At 69.6% G+C, this 18,933-nt stretch carries 21 protein-coding genes; 12 read left to right on the top strand and 9 right to left on the bottom strand.

The window, feature by feature from the left end:
• The first annotated feature begins 102 nt into the window (after positions 1 to 102).
• The gene (locus AB0C30_RS49550) at positions 103 to 1,209 is read left to right on the top strand and encodes a hypothetical protein (protein WP_357957570.1); all 1,107 of its coding nucleotides are present in this window, start codon (positions 103 to 105) and stop codon (positions 1,207 to 1,209) included.
• Between the two features lie 13 nt (positions 1,210 to 1,222).
• Here the strand turns inward: AB0C30_RS49550 and AB0C30_RS49545 are convergent, their stop codons facing one another.
• On the bottom strand, positions 1,223 to 1,555 hold the full coding sequence (locus AB0C30_RS49545; protein ID WP_357957568.1) for a helix-turn-helix domain-containing protein: 333 nt from the start codon (positions 1,553 to 1,555) through the stop codon (positions 1,223 to 1,225).
• Positions 1,556 to 1,652: 97 nt separating this feature from the next.
• Here AB0C30_RS49545 and AB0C30_RS49540 point away from each other — a divergent pair, with 97 nt between their 5' ends.
• On the top strand, positions 1,653 to 2,228 hold the full coding sequence (locus tag AB0C30_RS49540; RefSeq protein ID WP_357957566.1) for an NAD(P)H-dependent oxidoreductase: 576 nt from the start codon (positions 1,653 to 1,655) through the stop codon (positions 2,226 to 2,228).
• Between the two features lie 58 nt (positions 2,229 to 2,286).
• Here AB0C30_RS49540 and AB0C30_RS49535 read toward each other — a convergent pair whose 3' ends face one another.
• Both AB0C30_RS49535 and AB0C30_RS49530 read right to left on the bottom strand, forming a co-directional pair.
• Entirely contained in the window at positions 2,287 to 2,526 is a 240-nt protein-coding gene (locus AB0C30_RS49535) for a hypothetical protein (RefSeq protein ID WP_357957564.1), read from the bottom strand.
• Positions 2,527 to 2,746: 220 nt separating this feature from the next.
• On the bottom strand, positions 2,747 to 3,256 hold the full coding sequence (locus tag AB0C30_RS49530) for a VOC family protein (protein ID WP_357957562.1): 510 nt from the start codon (positions 3,254 to 3,256) through the stop codon (positions 2,747 to 2,749).
• Between the two features lie 61 nt (positions 3,257 to 3,317).
• On the opposite strand from AB0C30_RS49530, the gene AB0C30_RS49525 reads away from it, so the two are divergent.
• From AB0C30_RS49525 to AB0C30_RS49505, 5 genes are all read left to right on the top strand, one after another.
• Positions 3,318 to 3,767 carry a MarR family transcriptional regulator gene (locus AB0C30_RS49525; RefSeq protein WP_357957560.1) on the top strand — a complete coding sequence of 150 codons (450 nt, stop codon included), beginning with the start codon at positions 3,318 to 3,320 and terminating at the stop codon, positions 3,765 to 3,767.
• 102 nt (positions 3,768 to 3,869) lie between these two features.
• Complete coding sequence (locus AB0C30_RS49520; protein WP_357957558.1) at positions 3,870 to 4,058, top strand: hypothetical protein; 189 nt, start codon at positions 3,870 to 3,872, stop codon at positions 4,056 to 4,058.
• A gap of 288 nt (positions 4,059 to 4,346) precedes the next feature.
• Positions 4,347 to 5,018, top strand: a complete 672-nt coding sequence (locus AB0C30_RS49515) for a DUF998 domain-containing protein (RefSeq protein WP_357957556.1) — start codon at positions 4,347 to 4,349, stop codon at positions 5,016 to 5,018.
• Between the two features lie 57 nt (positions 5,019 to 5,075).
• A complete protein-coding gene (locus AB0C30_RS49510) occupies positions 5,076 to 7,310 on the top strand; it encodes a nitrate- and nitrite sensing domain-containing protein (protein WP_357957554.1) in 2,235 nt (744 codons plus the stop codon).
• Positions 7,307 to 7,684 (top strand): DUF742 domain-containing protein, encoded by a 378-nt coding sequence (locus AB0C30_RS49505; protein WP_357957552.1) that lies wholly within the window; start codon positions 7,307 to 7,309, stop codon positions 7,682 to 7,684. Before AB0C30_RS49510 ends, AB0C30_RS49505 begins: the two co-directional genes overlap by 4 nt.
• A gap of 43 nt (positions 7,685 to 7,727) precedes the next feature.
• Here the strand turns inward: AB0C30_RS49505 and AB0C30_RS49500 are convergent, their stop codons facing one another.
• From AB0C30_RS49500 to AB0C30_RS49485, 4 genes are read right to left on the bottom strand one after another with little or no spacing between them, the layout of a single operon-like run.
• Positions 7,728 to 8,300 (bottom strand): ATP/GTP-binding protein, encoded by a 573-nt coding sequence (locus AB0C30_RS49500; RefSeq protein WP_225300026.1) that lies wholly within the window; start codon positions 8,298 to 8,300, stop codon positions 7,728 to 7,730.
• Complete coding sequence (locus tag AB0C30_RS49495; protein WP_357957550.1) at positions 8,281 to 8,646, bottom strand: DUF742 domain-containing protein; 366 nt, start codon at positions 8,644 to 8,646, stop codon at positions 8,281 to 8,283. Before AB0C30_RS49495 ends, AB0C30_RS49500 begins: the two co-directional genes overlap by 20 nt.
• Positions 8,643 to 9,050 carry a roadblock/LC7 domain-containing protein gene (locus tag AB0C30_RS49490; protein WP_357957548.1) on the bottom strand — a complete coding sequence of 136 codons (408 nt, stop codon included), beginning with the start codon at positions 9,048 to 9,050 and terminating at the stop codon, positions 8,643 to 8,645. The genes AB0C30_RS49495 and AB0C30_RS49490 overlap by 4 nt, the downstream gene beginning before the upstream one ends.
• Positions 9,047 to 11,089 carry an ATP-binding protein gene (locus AB0C30_RS49485; protein WP_357957546.1) on the bottom strand — a complete coding sequence of 681 codons (2,043 nt, stop codon included), beginning with the start codon at positions 11,087 to 11,089 and terminating at the stop codon, positions 9,047 to 9,049. Before AB0C30_RS49485 ends, AB0C30_RS49490 begins: the two co-directional genes overlap by 4 nt.
• Before the next feature lie 222 nt (positions 11,090 to 11,311).
• Between AB0C30_RS49485 and AB0C30_RS49480 the strand changes: the two genes are divergently transcribed.
• Positions 11,312 to 12,088 carry an SDR family NAD(P)-dependent oxidoreductase gene (locus AB0C30_RS49480; RefSeq protein WP_357957544.1) on the top strand — a complete coding sequence of 259 codons (777 nt, stop codon included), beginning with the start codon at positions 11,312 to 11,314 and terminating at the stop codon, positions 12,086 to 12,088.
• 16 nt (positions 12,089 to 12,104) lie between these two features.
• Here AB0C30_RS49480 and AB0C30_RS49475 read toward each other — a convergent pair whose 3' ends face one another.
• Complete coding sequence (locus AB0C30_RS49475) at positions 12,105 to 12,938, bottom strand: PrsW family glutamic-type intramembrane protease (protein WP_357957542.1); 834 nt, start codon at positions 12,936 to 12,938, stop codon at positions 12,105 to 12,107.
• A complete protein-coding gene (locus AB0C30_RS49470) occupies positions 12,935 to 14,890 on the bottom strand; it encodes an NAD(P)-binding protein (protein WP_357957541.1) in 1,956 nt (651 codons plus the stop codon). The genes AB0C30_RS49475 and AB0C30_RS49470 overlap by 4 nt, the downstream gene beginning before the upstream one ends.
• A gap of 132 nt (positions 14,891 to 15,022) precedes the next feature.
• On the opposite strand from AB0C30_RS49470, the gene AB0C30_RS49465 reads away from it, so the two are divergent.
• The 4 genes from AB0C30_RS49465 (at position 15,023) to AB0C30_RS49450 (ending at position 18,933) form a co-directional block, all read left to right on the top strand.
• A complete protein-coding gene (locus AB0C30_RS49465; protein WP_225300038.1) occupies positions 15,023 to 15,223 on the top strand; it encodes a hypothetical protein in 201 nt (66 codons plus the stop codon).
• Between the two features lie 11 nt (positions 15,224 to 15,234).
• Positions 15,235 to 16,707: an SPFH domain-containing protein gene (locus AB0C30_RS49460; protein WP_357957539.1), complete on the top strand. Its 1,473-nt coding sequence runs from the start codon at positions 15,235 to 15,237 to the stop codon at positions 16,705 to 16,707.
• A gap of 60 nt (positions 16,708 to 16,767) precedes the next feature.
• Complete coding sequence (locus tag AB0C30_RS49455; RefSeq protein WP_357957537.1) at positions 16,768 to 18,129, top strand: SPFH domain-containing protein; 1,362 nt, start codon at positions 16,768 to 16,770, stop codon at positions 18,127 to 18,129.
• A 108-nt stretch (positions 18,130 to 18,237) separates the two neighbouring features.
• Positions 18,238 to 18,933 carry a hypothetical protein gene (locus tag AB0C30_RS49450; protein WP_357957535.1) on the top strand — a complete coding sequence of 232 codons (696 nt, stop codon included), beginning with the start codon at positions 18,238 to 18,240 and terminating at the stop codon, positions 18,931 to 18,933.

Raw genomic sequence — 18,933 nt, 5'->3', positions numbered from 1 at the left:
ACCCGAACTGGCTCGGACGGGCGGCAGGTGTGACCCCAACTGGCGGAAGAGCCGTCCCGACCGCCCCAGGGACGGTTAGTGTCACTCCGGACACGAGGAGTGATGATGACCATGCTGGCGCGGGCCGTAGAGCTCAAGGCCGAGCTGATCCACTTTGCCACCTCAGGCAGGTTCGAGCGCGAGCTGAGCGGGGTGCTCGACCGGTTCTACGCCGACGACCCGCCCACCGACGAGGCCGCGGCCTTCCTGCCCATCGACTACTTCGCCCACCAGCACCCGCTGACCGGTGGCGACACGGTCATCGACCGGTTCCTGCGCGAGCGGCCCGACCTGGCCAGGGCCGAGGTCGAGCTGCTGTCGAGCTGGAAGGAGGTGGTCGAGGGGGTGTACGAGGTGCGGGTGGTCGACGGGGCGGCCGTGCTGCTGTTCAACCTCGTGGACGAGCTGGTCTACCGGGTGTTCTCCAACCTGGGTGAGGCGGCGTTCGAGGAGCTCCGCCCAGGGATGTACGTGGTGGGCAGGCTGCTGCCGCTCGGCCTCGACTGGCTGATCAGCGGCACGCCCGCGGTCCACGACGCCGCCGCGCGTGACACGCTCCTGCCGGTGGCCGCGCACATCGCGCTGGAGCATCCCGACTGGGTGTTCCGCAACCCGGTGCTGCTGGCGCGGGCCAGGGAGCTGCAGAGCGAGCAGCGCCGGTGCTTCATCAGTCACTTCGGGACCGACCTGGTCGTGCTGCGGCCCGCCGAGCTGGCCGACCGCATCCGCGGCTACCTGGCCTACCAGTCGGGTCGTCTGGGCGGCGCGGCGCCGACCAGGGAGGAGCTGCCCGTACGGATGGACGGGGCCGAGACGGTGGCCCTGATCTTCGACGAGGTGGCGGGGCTCGGTTACTACGCCGACTTCGCCAAGCTGGAGGAGGTCTTCCAGGACCCCGGCCTGGTCGCCAGGCGGCCCTATCGCGAGCTGGTCAGCTCCTACCTCCGGGGCGACGCCGTCTCGCCGGTGCCGATCCGGCGGCTGGCCGAACGCGATCCCGAGAAGGCCGGCGCGGTCTTCGCCAGGCTGCTCAACAAGCGCGGCTTCGACTGGGAACGCAGCGGCGAACTGCTGCTGCGCACCCACAAGCCAGCACATTTCACCACCCGGCCGCTGCCCACGGTCATACCGGTCACCGGGGCCATCGCCGAACACGTGGGAGCCGCCTGACGGCACCCGAAGGTCAGGAGGCCTTCTCCTCCGGGAGGGGGATCCACTTGTGCGCCCAGACGACCAGCTCGTCTATGACCGGGCGCAGCTCCTCGCCCATCTCCGTCAGGTGGTATTCGACCCTGACCGGTGAGGTGGCGAGCACTCGCCGCTCGATGAGCCCGGCCGCCTCCAGCTCCCGCAGGCGCCGGGCGAGCATCGTGTCGTTGACCCCGGGGATGGCCGCTTTGAGCGCGGCGTAGCGGTGCGCACCTTTGAAGATCATTTGCAGCACGGCGCCCGACCATCGGGCGCCGATCAGTTCGAGGGCGGTGTGGAACCTGACGCACACCGAATCAATGCTCACGTCGTAGATCTTACCCAACCGCCGCTCCATTTGCTAAGAAATATGTAGTTACTCAATAATGTTGAGCAGCTAGCCGTCTGAGACTGAGGAGCGCCACATGTCCAAGCCCGTACTGCAGGTGATCGTCGCCAGCACCCGCCCCGGCCGCGTGGGCAGGACGATCGGGGAGTGGTTCTACGAGCGGGCCGTGGCCGGCGGCGACTTCGACGTCGAGCTGATCGACCTGGCCGAGGTCGGCCTGCCCTTCCTGGACGAGCCGAACCACCCCAGGCTCAAGCAGTACGAGCACGCGCACACCAAGGAGTGGAGCGCCATCGTCGAGCGCGGAGACGCCTACGTCTTCGTGACGCCCGAGTACAACCACAGCTTCAACGCCGTCCTCAAGAACGCCCTCGACTTCCTGCACCAGGAGTGGCAGCACAAGGCGGCCGGCTTCGTGAGCTACGGCGGCCTCTCCGGCGGCACCCGCGCGGTCAACAGCCTGCGCCAGGTGGTCAGTACCCTGAAGATGATCCCGGTGGTCGAGGCCGTCAACCTGCCGTTCGTGCCGCAGTTCGTCGAGGACGGCACGGTCAAGCCCAACGACGTGATGACCGCCGCCGCCGACGCCATGCTGGCCGAACTCGCCAAGCTCACGAGCGCCCTGCGCCCCATGCGCCTCTCAGTCGCCTGACCCGCCTGCCTGCCGGGACCATGCGGCAGGCGGTTTCTGGCGGGTTATTCGGATTATTTCAGGACTCGTCGTCGTTGTCGATCAGGTTGTCGAGCACGCGGGTCACGGCGTCACCCAGTGGGCGGAACGCCTGGCTGAGCGCGTTCGCGAGCGGGCCGAAGATCTCCGTCACCTCGTGGATCAGGTCTTCGGACTTGCTCTCGGGAGGCGCCCAGCGCATCGCGTCGGCGCTCAACGTCTCCCATTCGTCGACGACACCGTCGATGGCGTCGAGAACATGATCGGGATCGCTCGGCATGGCCCTCCTCCAAAGCGCGGGAGTGGGATAAGGCCACGGTACATCCAGTGCGAAATGTGACGCCAGGACGTCAGGCGGGGGATGGAGACGCTAGGACGTCGGACCGGGGATGGAGACCCCAGGACGTCGGACCTGGGATAGAGACGCCAGGACGTCAGGCGGGGATAGACGGGACGTCAGGCGGGGATAGGCGGGACGTCAGGCGGGGATAGGCGGGACGTCAGGCGGGGATGGAGACGCCTACGCCGCCGCGCGTCTGGCCGCCGTACCTCTCCTTGTCGGCCGCGATGTTGAGCGGCCGGATGCCGCTGCGCGCGGTCAGCACCTCTTCGGTGAGGAGCGAGGCGGGCACCAGCCACGAGACCTCGAACTCCAGGCCGTCCGGGTCGTGCGCGTACAGGGCCTTCGTGGTGGAGTGGTCGGAGGCCCCGGCAAGCGCGCCCAGCTCGCTCAGCTTGGCCGCGATGCGCTCCAGCTCGTCGAGCGTGTCCACCTCCCAGGCCAGGTGGTAGAGACCCACGGTGGACCGGCCGGCGGTGGACTGACCCGCCTGCTCGCCGATCTGGAACAGGCCGAGGTCGTGGTCGTTGGTCGAGCCGGCCGCCTGCAGGAAGGCGGCGCCGGGCATGCCCATGACCACCTCGAAGCCGAGGGCCTCCCGGTAGAAGGCGACGCTGCGCTCGACGTCGCGTACGTACAGGACCGCGTGGTTGAGCCGTTGAACCGGCATGGTGAACCCCTCTCGGCGGAAGCTACCTTCGAGTATATGAGAGTTCAACTAAAATGGGCGCATGACCCGATGGCTGGATGATGACGAGCAGCGCACCTGGCGCGACTTCCTGGCCGCGACCCAGTTGGTCAACGAGGCGCTCGACCGCCAGCTCCAGCGTGACGCGGGCATGCCGCACACGTATTACATGATCTTGGTGGCCCTCTCGGAGGCGCCGGAGCGTTCGATGCGGATGAGCGAGCTGGCCAACAGGGCGCAGAGCTCGCAGAGCCGGCTCTCCCACGCGGTCGCGCGGCTGGAGGAGCGCGGCTGGGTGCGGCGCCGGCCCTGCGACTCCGACCGCCGGGGCAGCTTCGCCGCGCTCACCGATGAGGGCTTCGCCGCCCTGGCCGCCGCCGTGCCCGGCCACGTGGAGGAGGTACGGCGGAGCCTGTTCGACGTCCTCACCCCCGAGCAGCTGGGGCAGCTCGCCGAGATCTGCGCGGCGGTGCGGAACACGCTGGAGCCGTAGCGCGAACGTAGCGCGAAACGGTGTGGAACACGCTGAGGCCGTAGCGCGAAACTGTCCCCGCGACGCCGTACGGTTCTCCCGGAAGTCGAACGAGGAGAGCGGATGCACGACACGGATGAGGCGCTGTTCAGGGCAGTCCACGGGATCGCCGGCCGCTTGGCCGGGCAGCCGGTGCCCGTGGTGATGGACGCCTTGCTACGCCAACTGCCCAAGGCCCCCGGCCTGGACATGGCCGAACTCCGCCGGATCGCCGAGGAGATCAGCGTCGGCAGAGACCCCTCGGGCTTGTAACCCGACGGAGCCCGAGAAGACCCGACGGAGCCCGACAGAGTGCAGGGCCCTCCACTCCCGAGCGGCGAGCGGCGATGGACCGTGCCCGGCCAAGAAGACGCACGTCACGGCGCCCAGCCGGTGAGGCGGAGGACCGTGCCCCTGGAAGGCCGCCGACCCCGGTCGGCGGATGGGCCCTCCCGTGCCTGCCGTAACGAAAAAGACCCCAAAAAACCCCGAGAGAACCTCAGGGTCGGGTCAGGGGCGGGGCCTGATGTGAGGGTGGGCCGTGGGCGGGAAAGTAGGGACATGACCGCAAAGAGGCTCTATCCCATCGTCGCCTGCGGGTCGATCGTGTTCGCGGTGGTCGGGATCGTGGTCGGGCAGCTGGTGCTCGACCCCGGCCTGAACCCACTCAACGCGACCGTCAGCGAATACGCCGTGTCCGACCGCGGGGGCGTCACGGAAGCGGCGATGATGGTGCTGGGCCTCGGTTCGCTGATCCTGGTGAAGGCGCTGAAAGCGGCGAACGCACCGGTGCGGGGGCTACCGGAGCGGCTGCTGTGGGTGTGGTCGGGGGCGCTGATCGTCGCCGCGGTCATCCCGACCACGCCGATCGGCGCCGACCTGACTCTGACGGCGGAGATTCACCGTTACGTGTCCGTGGCGGCGTTCGTCAGCCTGCCCGCGGCGGCGGCTCTGCTGGTGCCCCGGCTCACGGCCGACGAGGTGTGGAAGCCGGTCGCGCGGACCGTCGAGTGGCTGGCCCTGGCGGGCGGGCTCGGGGTGCTGGCGGTCACCTATGTGGCGCTGCCCGGCGAGCGGGTGATGATCGGGTTGGTGGAGCGGTTGCTGCTGGGCGCGGAGGTGGCGGTGCTGGCGGTGCTGGCCGCGTGGTTGGTACGGCTGGCCTGGGGCCGGGCCGTCCAGCGACCTGCGGATTTCCCGACATATCATAGATTTGTGGCGAGTCGATCTTAAGAACCGCCGCATTTGGTGCTATTCTCTCCCGCGATCTTCTATCCGGGAGCGGGCGTCATGGCATCTGGCAGATCCATCAGATTCAAGATCTCGACGCTGCTGGTTCTCCCACTGGTTTCTCTGGTCGGACTCTGGGGCTTCGCCGCCAGCACCACCTCCGGTGAGGCCATGGGCCTGCTGAAGGTCGACACGATCTGGTCCGGAGTCATCAACCACGCCGACTTCCTGGTCTACACAATCGAGCAGGAGCGTCTCGCCGCCGCCGAGGTGATCTCCGGCGGCGTCGCCGACCCCGCCCAGCTGGCCGCCACACGCGGCAAGGTCGACGAGGTCAAGAAGCGGCTCTCCGACGGGGGCCTGTCGGAGACGACGCAGGCCGCCCTCACCCCTGAGATGCGCGGGCGGCTGAAGGACGTCTTCACGGCCGTCGACCGCCTGCCCGAGATCAGGAAGAAGGTCGACAGCCGCCAGCTGACCCCCGGCACGCTGATCACCGAATACTCGGCGGTCAGCGACGCGGTCCATCACCTGTACCCGTCGCTGACTCTCGGCACGGACGTCGAGCTGGCCCAGCAGGCGCAGGGTCTGATCGCCGCCAGTGAGGTCCGCGAGCTGCTGAGCCGCGAGCACTCGCTGATCATCGCGGCCAACGGCAAGCCGTCCATGGGCGACATGCACATGCTCGCGAAGCTCGACGGCACGCGGACGTACATGTTCCCCAAGGCCATGGCCAACCTCGACGCTGAGCTGCGGACCCCGTTCGAGCAGGTCACCGAGTCCCCGCGCTGGGCCGCGATGGAGCGCGCGCTGGACGGCTACGTCGCGGGCCGGATGCTCGACCCGGCGGTCTGGCGTGGCATGGCCGACCCCGAGCTGAAGGCCTACACCCAGGTCATCTGGGACAACGGGGACCGGCTGCTGGCCCGGATGACGCCGGCCGGCATCGCCATCCTCGTACGGGCCGGCGTGGCGGGCGTCCTCGGCCTCATCGCGGTCGCCTTGTCCATCTTCATCTCCATCCGGGTGGGCCGGCGCGTCAGCCGTGAGCTGGCGGCGCTCCGCCGCAACGCGCTCGACCTGGCCGAGATCCGGCTGCCCGGCGTCGTGACGAAGCTGCGGCAGGGCAAGAACGTCGACATCCCGGCCGAGGTGCCGCCCATCAAGATGTGCGACGGCGCGACCAGCGAGATCGACGACCTGGCGAAGGCGTTCGACAGCGTCCAGTACACCGCCGTGGACGCGGCCGTCGAACAGGCAAAACTGCGCCAGGGCGTCTCCGAGGCGCTGCGCAACCTGGCCCGGCGCAGCCAGTCGCTGCTGCAGCGCCAGCTCAAGCTGCTGGACGAGATGCAGCGCGAGACCGAGGACCCGGAGGCGCTGTCCCGGCTGTTCAAGATCGACCACCTGACGACCCGCATGCGCCGCCACGCCGAGGGCCTGGTGCTGCTGTCCGGCGGCTCCGCCGGGCGCAGGTGGCGCGGCGTCATCCCGGTCGAGGACGTGCTGAGCGGCGCCGCCGCGCAGGTCGAGGAGTACACCCGGGTCCGCGTCTACCCGATGCCGGAGTGCGGGGTCTCCGGCGCGGCCGTGGCCGACCTCATGCACCTGTTCGCGGAGCTGATCGAGAACGCCGCCGCCTTCTCCTCGCCGGGCAACGAGGTGTCGGTCCGCGGCGAGCTGGTCGGCAGGGGCTTCGCCGTCGAGGTCGAGGACCGCGGGCTGGGCATGACCCCCGAGGCCCGGCAGGCCGTCAACGAGCGGCTGGAGAGCCCGCCCGAGTTCGAGGCGTCGCAGACCGAGCGGCTCGGCTTCTCGGTGGTCGGCATGCTGGCCGCCAGACACGGCATCACGGTCACGCTCAAGCCCTCCCCGTACGGCGGCACCACCGCGATCGTGCTGGTGCCCACAGCGCTGATCCAGGCCCTCCCGACGCCGGTGCGGATGCCCGAGCTGGAGTCGGTGTCCGTCTCGGTGGTCAGGACGCCTCAGGACACCAGGACGTCTCACGACACCAGGACGCCTCACGACACGACGGCCCCCGGCCAGCTGCCACGCCGCCAGCGCACGGCCAAGCACGGCCCTGAGCGGTCCCAGGAGTCGGCGCTGCCCCGCCGGGTGCGACAGGCCAACCTGCCGGAGCAGCTCAAGCAGTCGCCACCCCCCGAGCAGACTGAGGCACTCTCGTCCGAGAGCCGCTCACCGGAGGAGGCCAGGGCTCTGCTCTCCTCGCTCCAGTCGGGTTGGCAGCGCGGGCGGCAGGACAGCGATCAGGATGGGGGATCCCAATCGTGACCCATGGGCCAGACGAGTGGGTTGACGAGGAGGCCGGCCCGGTTGTGCGGCCGTACGCGGTGGCCAGGGGGCGCACCAAGTCCTCGTCACCCGAGCTCGACCTCCTGGCGACCGTGTCGTCGACCGGCCTGCCGGTGCCCGCCAAGGCGGAGCTGAGCGGTCAGCACCGCCGGATGATGGACTGCGTCATGGCTCAGACCAGGCCGGTAGCCGAGATCGCCGCCGAGCTGAACCTGCCCGTGGGGGTGGCCAGGGTACTGCTCGGCGATCTGCTCGACTACGGCCTGGTGTCGGTCCGGCCGCCGCTCGCCAAGGCGACGACCCCTACGGAGAGCCTGCTCAGAGAGGTCATCAACGGTCTACGGGCCCTCTAGCTCGCCGAGGTCATCAGCCGAGGTCATCAACGGTCCGCGCGCTCTAGTTCGCCGACGTCATCGTCCTCAGCGAGTGCTCGACCAGCGTGACCATGACCTCCTTGGCCGAGGTGCGCCGCCGCACGTCACAGAGCAGCACGGGCACGTCGTCGTCCAGGTCGAGCGCGATCCGCACGTCGTCCACGCTGTGCCGGTCGGCGCCGTCGAAGCAGTTGACGGCCACCACGAACGGCGTGCCGCGCTGCTCGAAGTAGTCGACGGACGGGAAGCAGTCGGTCAGTCGCCGGGTGTCGGCGATCACGACGGCCCCGAGCGCGCCGTAGGACAGCTCGTCCCACATGAACCAGAACCGTTCCTGCCCCGGGGTGCCGAACAGGTAGACGACCAGTCCTTCGCGGATCGTGATACGGCCGAAGTCCATCGCGACGGTGGTGGTGGTCTTGGCCTCCACACCGTCGAGATCGTCGACGCCGACGCCGCGATCGGAGAGCACCTCCTCCGTGCGTAGCGGCCTGATCTCGCTGATCGCGCCGACCAGCGTGGTCTTGCCCACGCCGAACCCCCCGGCGATCAGAATCTTCAGCGCGACGGGGTCCTCAGAGAGCACGGAGTCCATTGATCACTTCCTTGAGAATGCGCTCATTCGGACGCGGCCCCTTTTCCGAGGGGGACGTCACCGAGATGAGGCCGTGGTCACGCAGGTCGCCGAGCAGCACCCGGACGACGCCTACGGGCAGATCGAGCTCGACGGCCACGTCGGCCACCGTGATCGGGTTACGCGCTGCCCGCAGGATGAGCAATTGCTCGGGTTCGAGATCGTACGCCTCCGTGTCGCTGACGACGGAGACGATCGCCATGAGGTCGAACGCCTCTCCGGAGGTTCTGGTGCGCCCGCGAATGAGGGCGTAGGGCCGGACGACCGGCCCCGCGTCCTCGTCAAGCCACCGCGGGGGTTCGTTCATGACGATGTCGCCCTGGGGTTGGTGGATATGTGCTGCCCCACCCGCTTGACGAGCATCGCCATCTCATAGGCGATGTGCCCGACGTCCACGTTGGCGTCGGCCAGCACGGCCAGGCAGGTGCCCTTCCCCGCCGCCGTCACGAAGAGGAACGCCGACTCCATCTCGACGATGGTCTGGCGCACGTCGCCGCCGCCGAAGTGCCGTCCAGTGCCTCGGGCCAGGCTCTGGAACCCGGCGGCCACGGCCGACAGGTGCTCGGCGTCCTCGCGGCTCAGTCCCTTGGAGTAACCGACCGCCAGGCCGTCGGTGGACAGGATGACGGCCTGGCGTACTGCTCCGACCCTGCTCGTCAGGTCGTCGAGGAGCCAGTTCAGCTCACCGGTGTTGGTCGTCGGCACACTCATGCCTCCCCCTCCTCATTCGCTTCTTCTCGGGCGCGTTGGGTTCCCCGCTGGTAGGCGGAGAACAGGTCCCGTACCTCATCGGGAGAGCGCTCTGTCTTCGCTTCCGGTTCCGGCTCAGGCGGCTCGTCCGTCTTGAGCTGGGGTGCCAGATTTGCCTGTTTCACTCGCCTTGGCAGCCCGGCATGCGTGCCGTTCACCACCGCGAGCGTCTTCTTCTTGGTACGGCTGGGCAGCGCGGGCGCCTCCCCGTCGCCGCCCGCCTCGAGTGCGGCCTGGTCGTGGACCAGCCCGCGCGGCACCAGCACGATCGCGGTGGTGCCGCCGAACGGCGAACGGCGCAGCAGCACCTGGATGCCGTGCCGTTCGGCCAGCCTGGCCACCACGAACAGGCCGAGCCGGTCACTGTCGGCCAGGTCGAACTCCGGCGGGTTGGTCAGCAGTGCGTTGAACGCCGCGTACTCGCCCGGAGACAGCCCCAGCCCTCTGTCCTCCACCTCGATCGCGTAGCCGTTGCTCACCAGGTCACCGCGGACGACCACGGTGGTGGTCGGTGGAGAGTAGATGGTGGCGTTCTCGACCAGCTCGGCGACCAGGTGGGTGAGGTCGGCGGCGGCGGCTCCGTCGAGCGCGCTGCCAGGCATGGCCTCGACGGTGACCCTGGTGTAGTCCTCGACCTCGGCGATGGCCGCCCGGACGATGTCCACCGCGGGCACCGGCTTGCGCCAGGCCCGGCCGGGGGCGGAGCCGGACAGGATGATCAGGCTCTCCGCGTGACGCCGCATCCGGGTCGTCAGGTGGTCGAGGCGGAAGAGCTCTTCCAGCCGGTCAGGGTCGTGCGTACGGCGCTGCATGCCGTCGAGCAGCGCGAGCTGGCGGTGCAGCAGGCCCTGCTTGCGCCGGGCCAGGTTGAGGAACACCTGGCCGATGCCGCGGCGCATCGCGGCCTGGCTCACGGCGGCGTTCACGGCGGTGCGCTGCACGGAGCCGAACGCCTTGGCCACGTCGACGATCTCGGCCGCGCCGCTGACCTTGAGCGGCTTGGCCTCCTTCTTGACGTTGACCTCTTCGCCCCGGCTCAGCCGGTCGACCAGGCTGGGCAGCCGGTTGTCGGACAGCTCCACGGCCGCGGACCTGAGCGCGGCCAGCTCACCGGCGAGGCGGCGGCCGAAGCGTACGGAGATGATGATCGAGGCGAGCACGGCGATCAGCCCGAGACCGCCCGCGGTGCCGATCTTCACCATGGTGCTGGTGGCGGCGTCGAGCGCGCGCTCGCTCAGCACCTCTCCGGACGACGCGCCGAGCTTGTCGAGCTGCGCCGCGAGCCGGTCCACGGTCGCGTTCCACGTCGCGCCGTCGGCGGGTGGGGCGCCGCTCGCGATGATGCGCGCCTCCATGGCGGTGAAGTCCCTGAACGGCTCGCCGGCGAAGATCTGCTCGTACGGCCTGCGGAGCGCCGTGTCGAGCCCGGCCTGGCCGCGGGCGCTGAGGAACCTGCGGGTCGCGACGTACTCGGTGAACGCCGTGAGCTCCGGCTCGGTGAGTCGGCGGTCGATGAGCGCGCCGCTGACCAGCGCGTGCTCGCGGGCGATGATCTCCCGGGCGTTGCCCATGGCCTGCAGCGACGACGCCTGCTGGAAGAGCGGCAGGTCGGGCACCGAGACGAGGTGGTCGTAGAGCCGGAAGATGGCGTCGAGGACCCGGTTGTACTCGTTGAGGCTGGTCAGCCGGGAGCTGATGCCGCCGTCGATGTCGGCGCGGATGGAGCCGAGGCGGTTCAGCTCCGCGGTGAGGGTGTCGAGGGAGGCGCGCAGGTTGTCCTTGATCGCGTCACCCGCTGTCACGGCGGACTTCTGGAAGTCGGCCACGGACTTGTCGGTGCGGGCGCGCTGTGTCCCGAGCTCCTGGGTGAGTTGACGGGTGGTGACCGCCACGGCCGATTGGGCCCGCTCGGCTTGGAGCTGTAAGCCCAGGTCGGTGGAGGTGATGCCGATCGTCTGATAAAGCGTGTTGGCTCTTAGCAGGGCCTGGCCGTCACCCACGGTGAGATTGAGGGCAAAGCCCCAGAGCGCACTCAGAGACAGGAGGGGTAGCAACAGCAATAAGAAGATCTTGAACCGAATTGACCGGTTATGCGAGCCCATGTCCCAACCTCGGAGTCGAGGGGTATTTGCACACTCTGTGTAAACACACCTCCGGAAGATCGCACAGGAGACTAGCACCGATTATGCTTCCGGCGCAGTGGGAGGAACGCGTTGATTAGCGTGATTACTGGGGCGAGCGCCGGCATCGGCGCCGCGGCGGCGGCCGAGCTGTCACGACGGGGGCACCGGGTCGTGCTCGTCGGTCGGGACGAGACTCGGCTCAAAGCCGTGGCCGACGGATTGAGCGGGCCGGAAGCCGATGTTTTGACCTGCGACTACACATCGCTTGACGACGTTCGTAGGCTCGCGGCGGTGTTGCGTGAGCGTTATGACCGAATTGCCGTACTGGCCAACAACGCGGGTGTGATGAGTCCGGGGCGCCAGATTACGGTGGACGGTCACGAGCTGATGGTTCAGGTCAACCATCTTGCCCCCTTTCTGTTGACCGATTCTCTAACAGATCGGGTCGACAGGGTAGTCACCACTTCTTCACGGGCGGGCAGAAGCGGCCGGCTCGACCCGGACGACCTGTCGCGTGAGCGGCGACGATGGAACGGCTGGCTCCAGTACGGCGACACGAAACAGGCGAACGCCCTGTTCACGGTCGGGTTGGCGGCCCGGGGGGTGGCGGCCACCTGTTTCCATCCCGGCGTGATCCGCACCGGGTTCGCGGCGCAGACGTGGATCATGCGGATGTTCCTGGCCGTGCCCGGCTATGCCAAGCCGCCCGAGTACGGCGCGCGCACGCTGGTGCACCTGGCCACGCACACCGACGGCGAGCGGCGCGCCGGAGCCTACTTCGCGAAGCGCGCCCCGGAGCCGGTCCCGTCCGCGATGTCCGACCCCGCCCTGGCCGAACGCCTCTGGCAGGCCAGCCTCACCGCCCTGAAGGGCTGAGGCGGGCAGGCCGGCGTCACCTCCCTGAGCGGCTGACGGAGCGCAGCCACAGCAGCGCGGCCAGCGAGATCACCAGGAGCCCCGCCCACTCCAGGATCGTGTAGACGTGCACCTGCGCCTCGGTGACGCCGGGCACCCTGCCGATGCGCAGCAACTGGAATTGCCACACCTGCCCGGTCAGCACCAGCGTGATCGCGATGGCGATGGCGTTCATCGAGTCCCACAACGCGTGGAGCAGCGAGACCCCGAGATAGGCCAGCACCACCCGCCCCTTGAGCCGGCCCCCGGCGGAGAAGAGCACCCCGCCCACGATGGCCGTCCACAGGCCGTGGCCGACGGGCGACAGGACCCCGCGTAGCACCTCGGTCTCGACGAGCTGCGACAGCGACAGCCCGGCCGAGGTGAAGAGCGAGTTGAAGGCGTACCCGGCGCTCTCCAGCGCGGCGAAGCCGAAGCCCACGGTCGCGCCGAGCACCAGGCCGTCCTTGGTCGTCCGGCGGATCAGCCGCCGCGAGACGAACATCAGGGCCGCCAGCTTGACGCCCTCCTCGATCAGGCCGACCACCACGTACATCAGGAGCGAGGGCTGGACCAGCCAGCTCTCCAGCAGGGACGCGCCGAGCACACCCAGCGCGCCGCCGATCACGAACGCGCCGAACATCGTCTCGACCGTCACCTCGGGCGACCGCGCGCGCCCGTAGGCCCAGGTCACGAATGTGACCGGGACCAGGAAGCTGCCGAACAGCACCACCATCGGCACGAGGTTGGAGTTGGCGGTCCACGCGGTGACGATCACACTCGCCACCCAGAGCACGAGGCCGATCAGGAAGACGCGTAGCCATGGCCTCATGTCGGCAGTTCGCTGATGGCCCGATGGGCGGCGGTGATGGCCGCGTCGGCGCGGGAGGCCGGTACCGAGTCGCAGTTGGCGATCGCGATCCTGCCGAACCGCCGGCGCGCGAGATCGGCGGGGAACGGCCCGTCCGGATAGAAGGAGTTCCACGGGCGGCAGTACTCCGGGGCGTACCCGTGGCCCCAGCGGTTGACCGTGATCGCCTCTATGTCCGCGGCCGGGTCGAAGCCGCCGGGGCCGAGCAGCCGGGCGAGCTGGTCGCGGATGGTGTACTCCAGGCGGCTGTAGGGCGTGTTGAGCAGCTCGTTCCGGCCCGTGGCGGCGCCCGCGGCCGGACCCAGCTCCGAGCGGCACGTGGCGGCCAGCATGCGTACGTTGATCGGGTTGCCGGGCTTCGTCGGGCAGTCGTAGCCGGGCATGGTGACCGGGTGGTCGAGCTCCGACAGGCACCAGTAGGCGCCCGTCCAGCGGGTGCGGTCGATGCCTAGACGCTGCCACGCCTCCCAGTCGCGCAGTTGCACCATGGCGTCCACCACCGGCATCTTGACCGCGTCGCGCAGCGCCTGCTTCTGGTCCTCGGGCAGGTCGGGGACGAGGTAGGGGATGACCATGTTCCAGCAGGCCAGGACGACCGCGCCGGCGCGGACCGTACGCACCCGGTGGCCGTCGAAGTAGCCGACGGTCGCGGTGCCCGCCGTGTCGGCCGGGCCGTCGTTGCGCGCGCTTACGGCCGTGCTCGACAGCCGGAAGCGGACCCGGTTCGCGGGCAGGTCGAGCCGGCCGTAGTCGAAGGAGGCGGTGGTGATGCCGTCCATGGAGGTGGAATCGGTGAAGCCGGGGATCATCCGGCCGACCATCATGCGGACCAGCGCCTGGTTGCCCTCGGGGAAGTGGTAGATGTTCGGGTCGGCCGCCTTCCACTCCTTCTTCATACTCGGCGAGCTGAACCGGGAGGGCTTGCCGCCGTCCAGCCCCAGACCGCCGAAACCCGGGTAGTCGCTGCCCCAGGCGTCGATCGCGCCGAACGTCTGCGTGCCGTACCCCCACATGACGCTCGGCATGGTCCGGCAGAACAGCTCGACGTCGGGGTGCACCTGGCAGACCTTCAGCAGGAAGTCCGAGTAGGTCAGCGCCGCCAGCCGCTCCTCCTTCCGCTCCTGCGACAGGCCGGGGAACCAGTCGCGCGGCTTGTCGTACAGCATGACGAGGTCCTTCTTGGCCTGCTCGGCGATCGGCAGCCCCTTGACCCACTCTTCGGTCCGCGTCTTCGGGGTGATGCGGACGAGGGCGTCGGTCCGGAAGGTCTCCCGGTCGCACATCACGCTGCGATGCATCCCGAGGTCGCCGTAGAGGCGTTGGTCGAAGTACCGGTCGAACCTCTTCAGCTCGATGCCGAGCCGGTGGAGCAGCTCCTTGCCCTCGGGCGTCCACACCGAGGGCGTCCGGAGCGACCGTGAGCCGCCGCAGCCGACCAGCACCCCGCTGCGGCCGGCCGGGTGGAACTCGTTGCGCCGCGCGTGCCCGCCGATCTCGTCGTGGTTGTCCAGGATGAGGATGCGGGCTCCGGGGTTCTGGCGGTGCCACTCGAAGGCCGCGCTCACCCCGCTGATGCCCCCGCCGACCACCACCAGGTCGTAGTGCTCCCCGGTGGGCACGGGCGTGCCCGCGTACTGCCAGAAGCGGCCGTCGCGGAGCGCGTGGGCGACGCTGAGCGACTCCGGGGTGCCGCCCCGCAGTCCGGTCAGGCTCGGCGGAGAGACCTCGGCCCGGGGAACGCCCGGCGGGAAGGTCTCGCCCGACTCCGGCGGGCCCGGCCGCGACGTACAGCCCGCCGACACTCCCAGAGCCAGCGTGCCCACCGCCATGGCGACGCCGTCCAAGAAGTCGCGGCGCGAAATGGGCCGGTCCATCCCGAGGTCGCGCGCCGAGCGCGCGTTCATGTCGCTCATGCGCCGATCCTCAGGACTCCGGGTAAAAGCCGCGTCCTGCCGCGCAGTGCTTCGAGAAACATTTTGCGTGACCTATTACCGCGAATGCCCGTTTGGAGTAGCGTCCGAAATATCACGACGGGGGGAGTCCGGGTGGTCGGCAAGCAGGGCAGGGTCACAGGCAAGATCGGCCCTGGCCTCGTCGGCGAGGTCATGGTCCCGGTCAGAGGTGGCGTGGAGGCTTTCTACGCTCATCCGACCGTGCCTGACGAGGAGTTCTCCGTCGGAACGATCGTGATCGTGGTGGACTACTTCCCACCGCGCACGGTTTATGTGGCCAGAGCACTCGTCTAGGGAGGCCCCCGATGTCCCCCGAGCTCCTTCTTCTCGGCGGCGGCATCCTCGTCGCCGTCATCGTGCTGATCCTGCTCTTCAAGGCCGTCTGGCGGGTCGCCGAGCCCAACGAGGCCCTGATCATCTCGGGTCTCGGCGCGCGCCGGCGCAGCGAGGGCCCGGACAGCCTCGGCTTCAAGATAATCACCGGCAAGGGTACGGCGGTGCTGCCCGGCTTCCAGACGTCCAGGAGGCTGCGCCTGGACACCAGGGCCGCCAACCTCCAGGTCTCCTGCGTCACCCAACAGGGCATCCCTGTGCACATCCGCGGCGTGGTGATCTACAAGGTGGGCGACGACCTGTCCTCGATCGCCAACGCCGCCCGGCGCTTCCTCGACCAGCAGGACTTCATGACCGGCGCGATCCACGAGCTGTTCACCGGACACCTGCGCTCGATCATCGGCAACCTCACGGTCGAGGACCTGATCCTCAACCGCGAGCGGCTGACCAGCGAGACCAGGGCGTCGGCCGCCGACGAGATGAGCAAGTTGGGGCTGATCGTCGACTCGCTGCAGATCCAGGAGATCGACGACGAGACCGGCTACATCGTCAACCTCGGCAAGCCGCACGCCGCCAAGGTCGCCTCCGTGGCCCGCATCGCCGAGGCGCAGCGCGACCAGGAGGCCACCGAGGCCGAGCAGGCCGCCGCCGCCCGCAAGGCGGCCGCCGTACGCGAATCCAAGATCAAGCAGGCCGGTTACCAGGCGGAGATGGACCAGGCGGCGGCCAGGGCCCGGCAGGCGGGGCCGCTGTCGGAGGCGACGGCCAGGCAGGAGGTCGTCGTCCAGGAGACCAGGGCCGCCGAGCTGGAGGCGCAGCTGTCGGAGCAGCGGCTGCAGTCGCAGGTCCGCAAGCCCGCAGACGCCAAGGCGTACGAGACCGTCACGCTCTCCCAGGCCGAGCGGGACGCCCGCATCGCCCAGGCCGAGGCGGAGGCGCGCGAGACCGAGTTGCGCGCCGTCGCGCAGGCCTCCCAGGTCAAGCAGGCCGCCGCGGCCGAAGCCGAGTCCGTACGGCTGCGCGGCGAGGCGGCGGGCGCGGCCACCAAGGTCGCGGGAGAGGCCGAGGCCCAGGCCGCCAAGGCACGCGGGCTGGCCCACGCCGAGGCGGCCAAGGCGCTCGGGCTCGCCGAGGCGGCGGCCGCCCAGGCCAAGGGCCTGGCCGAGGCGCAGGCGATCAGCGCGCGGGCGCAGGCGCTGAAGGACAACCAGGAGGCGGTCATCGCCCAGCAGCTGGCCGAGCGCTGGCCCGAGGTGGTCGAGGCGGGTGCCAAGGCGTTCGGCAACGTCGAGCACATGGTGGTGCTCAACGGCGCCCAGGGTGTGGAGGAGATGCTGGCCAAGGCGCTCACCCTCGGCGGCACCGGCCTCGGCCTGGCCAGGGCGCTGCTCAACGGCGCGACCCCGAACGGCTCCGAACCGGAGTCCTCCGGCAAAGCGCAATAGACCGGCCCGCCGTCACGAACAGCTGAGCCGGGAAGTCCCTACATCATCCAGGGGGTAGCCATGGACTTAGTTCTCACCGGCGTCATCGTGGCTCTGGCACTTGTCGCGATCGTCGCCTTCAAGCTGATCTGGCGCGTCGCCGAGCCCAACGAGGCGATCATCATCTCCGGCCTGGGCGCGCGGGGCAGGGAGACGCTCGGCTTCAAGATCGTCACGGGGAAGGGCGCGCTGGTCGTGCCGGGGTTCCAGACTGCGCGCCGCATCTCACTCGACAGCCGGGTCTCGCCACTCGAAGTCAACTGCGTGACCAAGCAGGGCATCCCCGTACACGTACGCGGGGTGGTCATCTACAAGGTGGGCGACGACTTCGCCTCCGTCGCCAACGCGGCGCGGCGCTTCCTCGACCAGCAGAAGACCGTGGACGACAAGACGCATCAGCTCTTCTCCGGGCACCTGCGCTCGATCATCGGCAACCTCACGGTCGAGGACTTGATCATCAACCGTGACGCGCTCACCAACGAGATCCGCACCTCCTCCTCCGACGAGATGAGCAAGCTCGGCCTGATCGTCGACTCGCTGCAGATCCAGGAGATCGAGGACGCCACCGGCTACATCGTCAACCTCGGCCGCCCCCACGCCGCCGCCGTGTCGGCGCTGGCCAGGACCGCCGAGGCGCAGCGCGACCAGGAGGCCAACAGCGCCGAGCAGGAGGCCCAGATCAAGAAGTCCGCCGCGATCCGCGAGGCCCGCATCCAGCAGGCCGGCTACCAGGCGGAGATGGACCGGGCCGCGGCCAAGGCGAAGCAGGCCGGGCCGCTCGCCGAGGCGACCGCGCGCCAGGAGGTCGTGGTCCAGCAGACGACGGCCGCCGAGCTGGAGGCGGTGCTGGCCGAGAAGCGGCTGGAGGGAGAGGTGCGCAGGCCGGCCGACGCGCGGGCCTACGAGCAGGTCACCATCGCCGAGGCGGAGCGGCGGGCCGCCGTGGCGCGGGCTCAGGCCGAGGCGGAGGGCATCCGGCTGCTCGGGGAGGCCGAGGCCGAGGCGACCAGGCTGCGCGGCATGGCCGAGGCGGACGCGGCGCGGGCCAAGGGCCTGGCGCAGGCCGACGCCATCAAGGCCCGCGCCGACGCGCTGGCGTCCAACCAGGAGGCGGTCGTCGCCCAGCAGCTGGCCGAGCGCTGGCCCGAGGTGGTCGAGGCGGGTGCCAAGGCGTTCGGCAACGTCGAGCACATGGTGGTGCTCAACGGCGCCCAGGGTGTGGAGGAGATGCTGGCCAAGGCGCTCACGCTCGGCGGCGCCGGTCTGGGCCTGGCCAGGACGCTGCTCAACCGGCCCGCGTCGGAGGCGCCCGTCGCCCCCGTCCCCACTCCCAATGGAGCAAACTCCGAGGTCGTTCGCGAATCACCTGAATTACGCGAATAGCGCCGTTGCTCGGCTCGTTACTCCGCGCTTCCTCTAGCGTTTTATTGTAAGTCGCTTTAGGGGAGTGGAGAATTCATGCTTAAGGCTCTTTCTCTCATTTGTCTGAGCATGATGGCCATATCGGGATGTGCCGCCGACGAGGTCGTGGGCGCGCCCCTGCCGGACGTGCCCCCGGCCGCCGACCCGTCCGGCACCACGCCCGCCGACCCGTCCGCCACCCCGTCCCCGTCCCGGTCCGCGCCCGGAGCGGCCAGGCTCCGGGCCGGCCTGCTGCCCACCCCCAAGGGCATGAGCCTGGCCTACGGGCCGGAGGCCGGGGCGTTCGGCTCGCTCAAGTCCACCAGGCAGGGTCTTTCCGCCGTGCGCCAGGCCAAGCTCGACCGGCCCGAGTGCGGCGGGGCCGGTCAGCTGGACCTGACCAAGCCCGAGGTCGCGGAGGCGCCCGCCGCCGTGGTCGCCTTCTCCTCCGGCAGCGACTCGATCACCCAGGCGCTGGTGTCCATGCCCGCCTCCGCCTTTCCCGCGCCGCTGCCCGCGCAGTGCGCCTCCTACGGGGCCGACGTGCACGGCACGCGGGTGACCTACCGGACGCGCGACCTGGGCATGCCCACGCGGGGCGAGGAGTCCCGGGCCTACCTGACCACCGCGTCGGGCGGCCACGGCGACGCGCAGATCGGCTCGGTGGTCATCCGGCGCGGCAAGGTCATCATGAGCATGCTCGTCGTCGGCCGGAAGGTGGCGCCCGCCGACCTGTTCGAGCTCGCGGGCCTGGCTGACCAGAATCTGGCCCGCATCACCAGATAA

Origin of the sequence: Nonomuraea sp. NPDC048901 (assembly GCF_040649695.1) — a bacterium.
GTDB lineage: Bacteria > Actinomycetota > Actinomycetes > Streptosporangiales > Streptosporangiaceae > Nonomuraea.
This window is presented reverse-complemented; position numbering and strand designations above follow the sequence as displayed.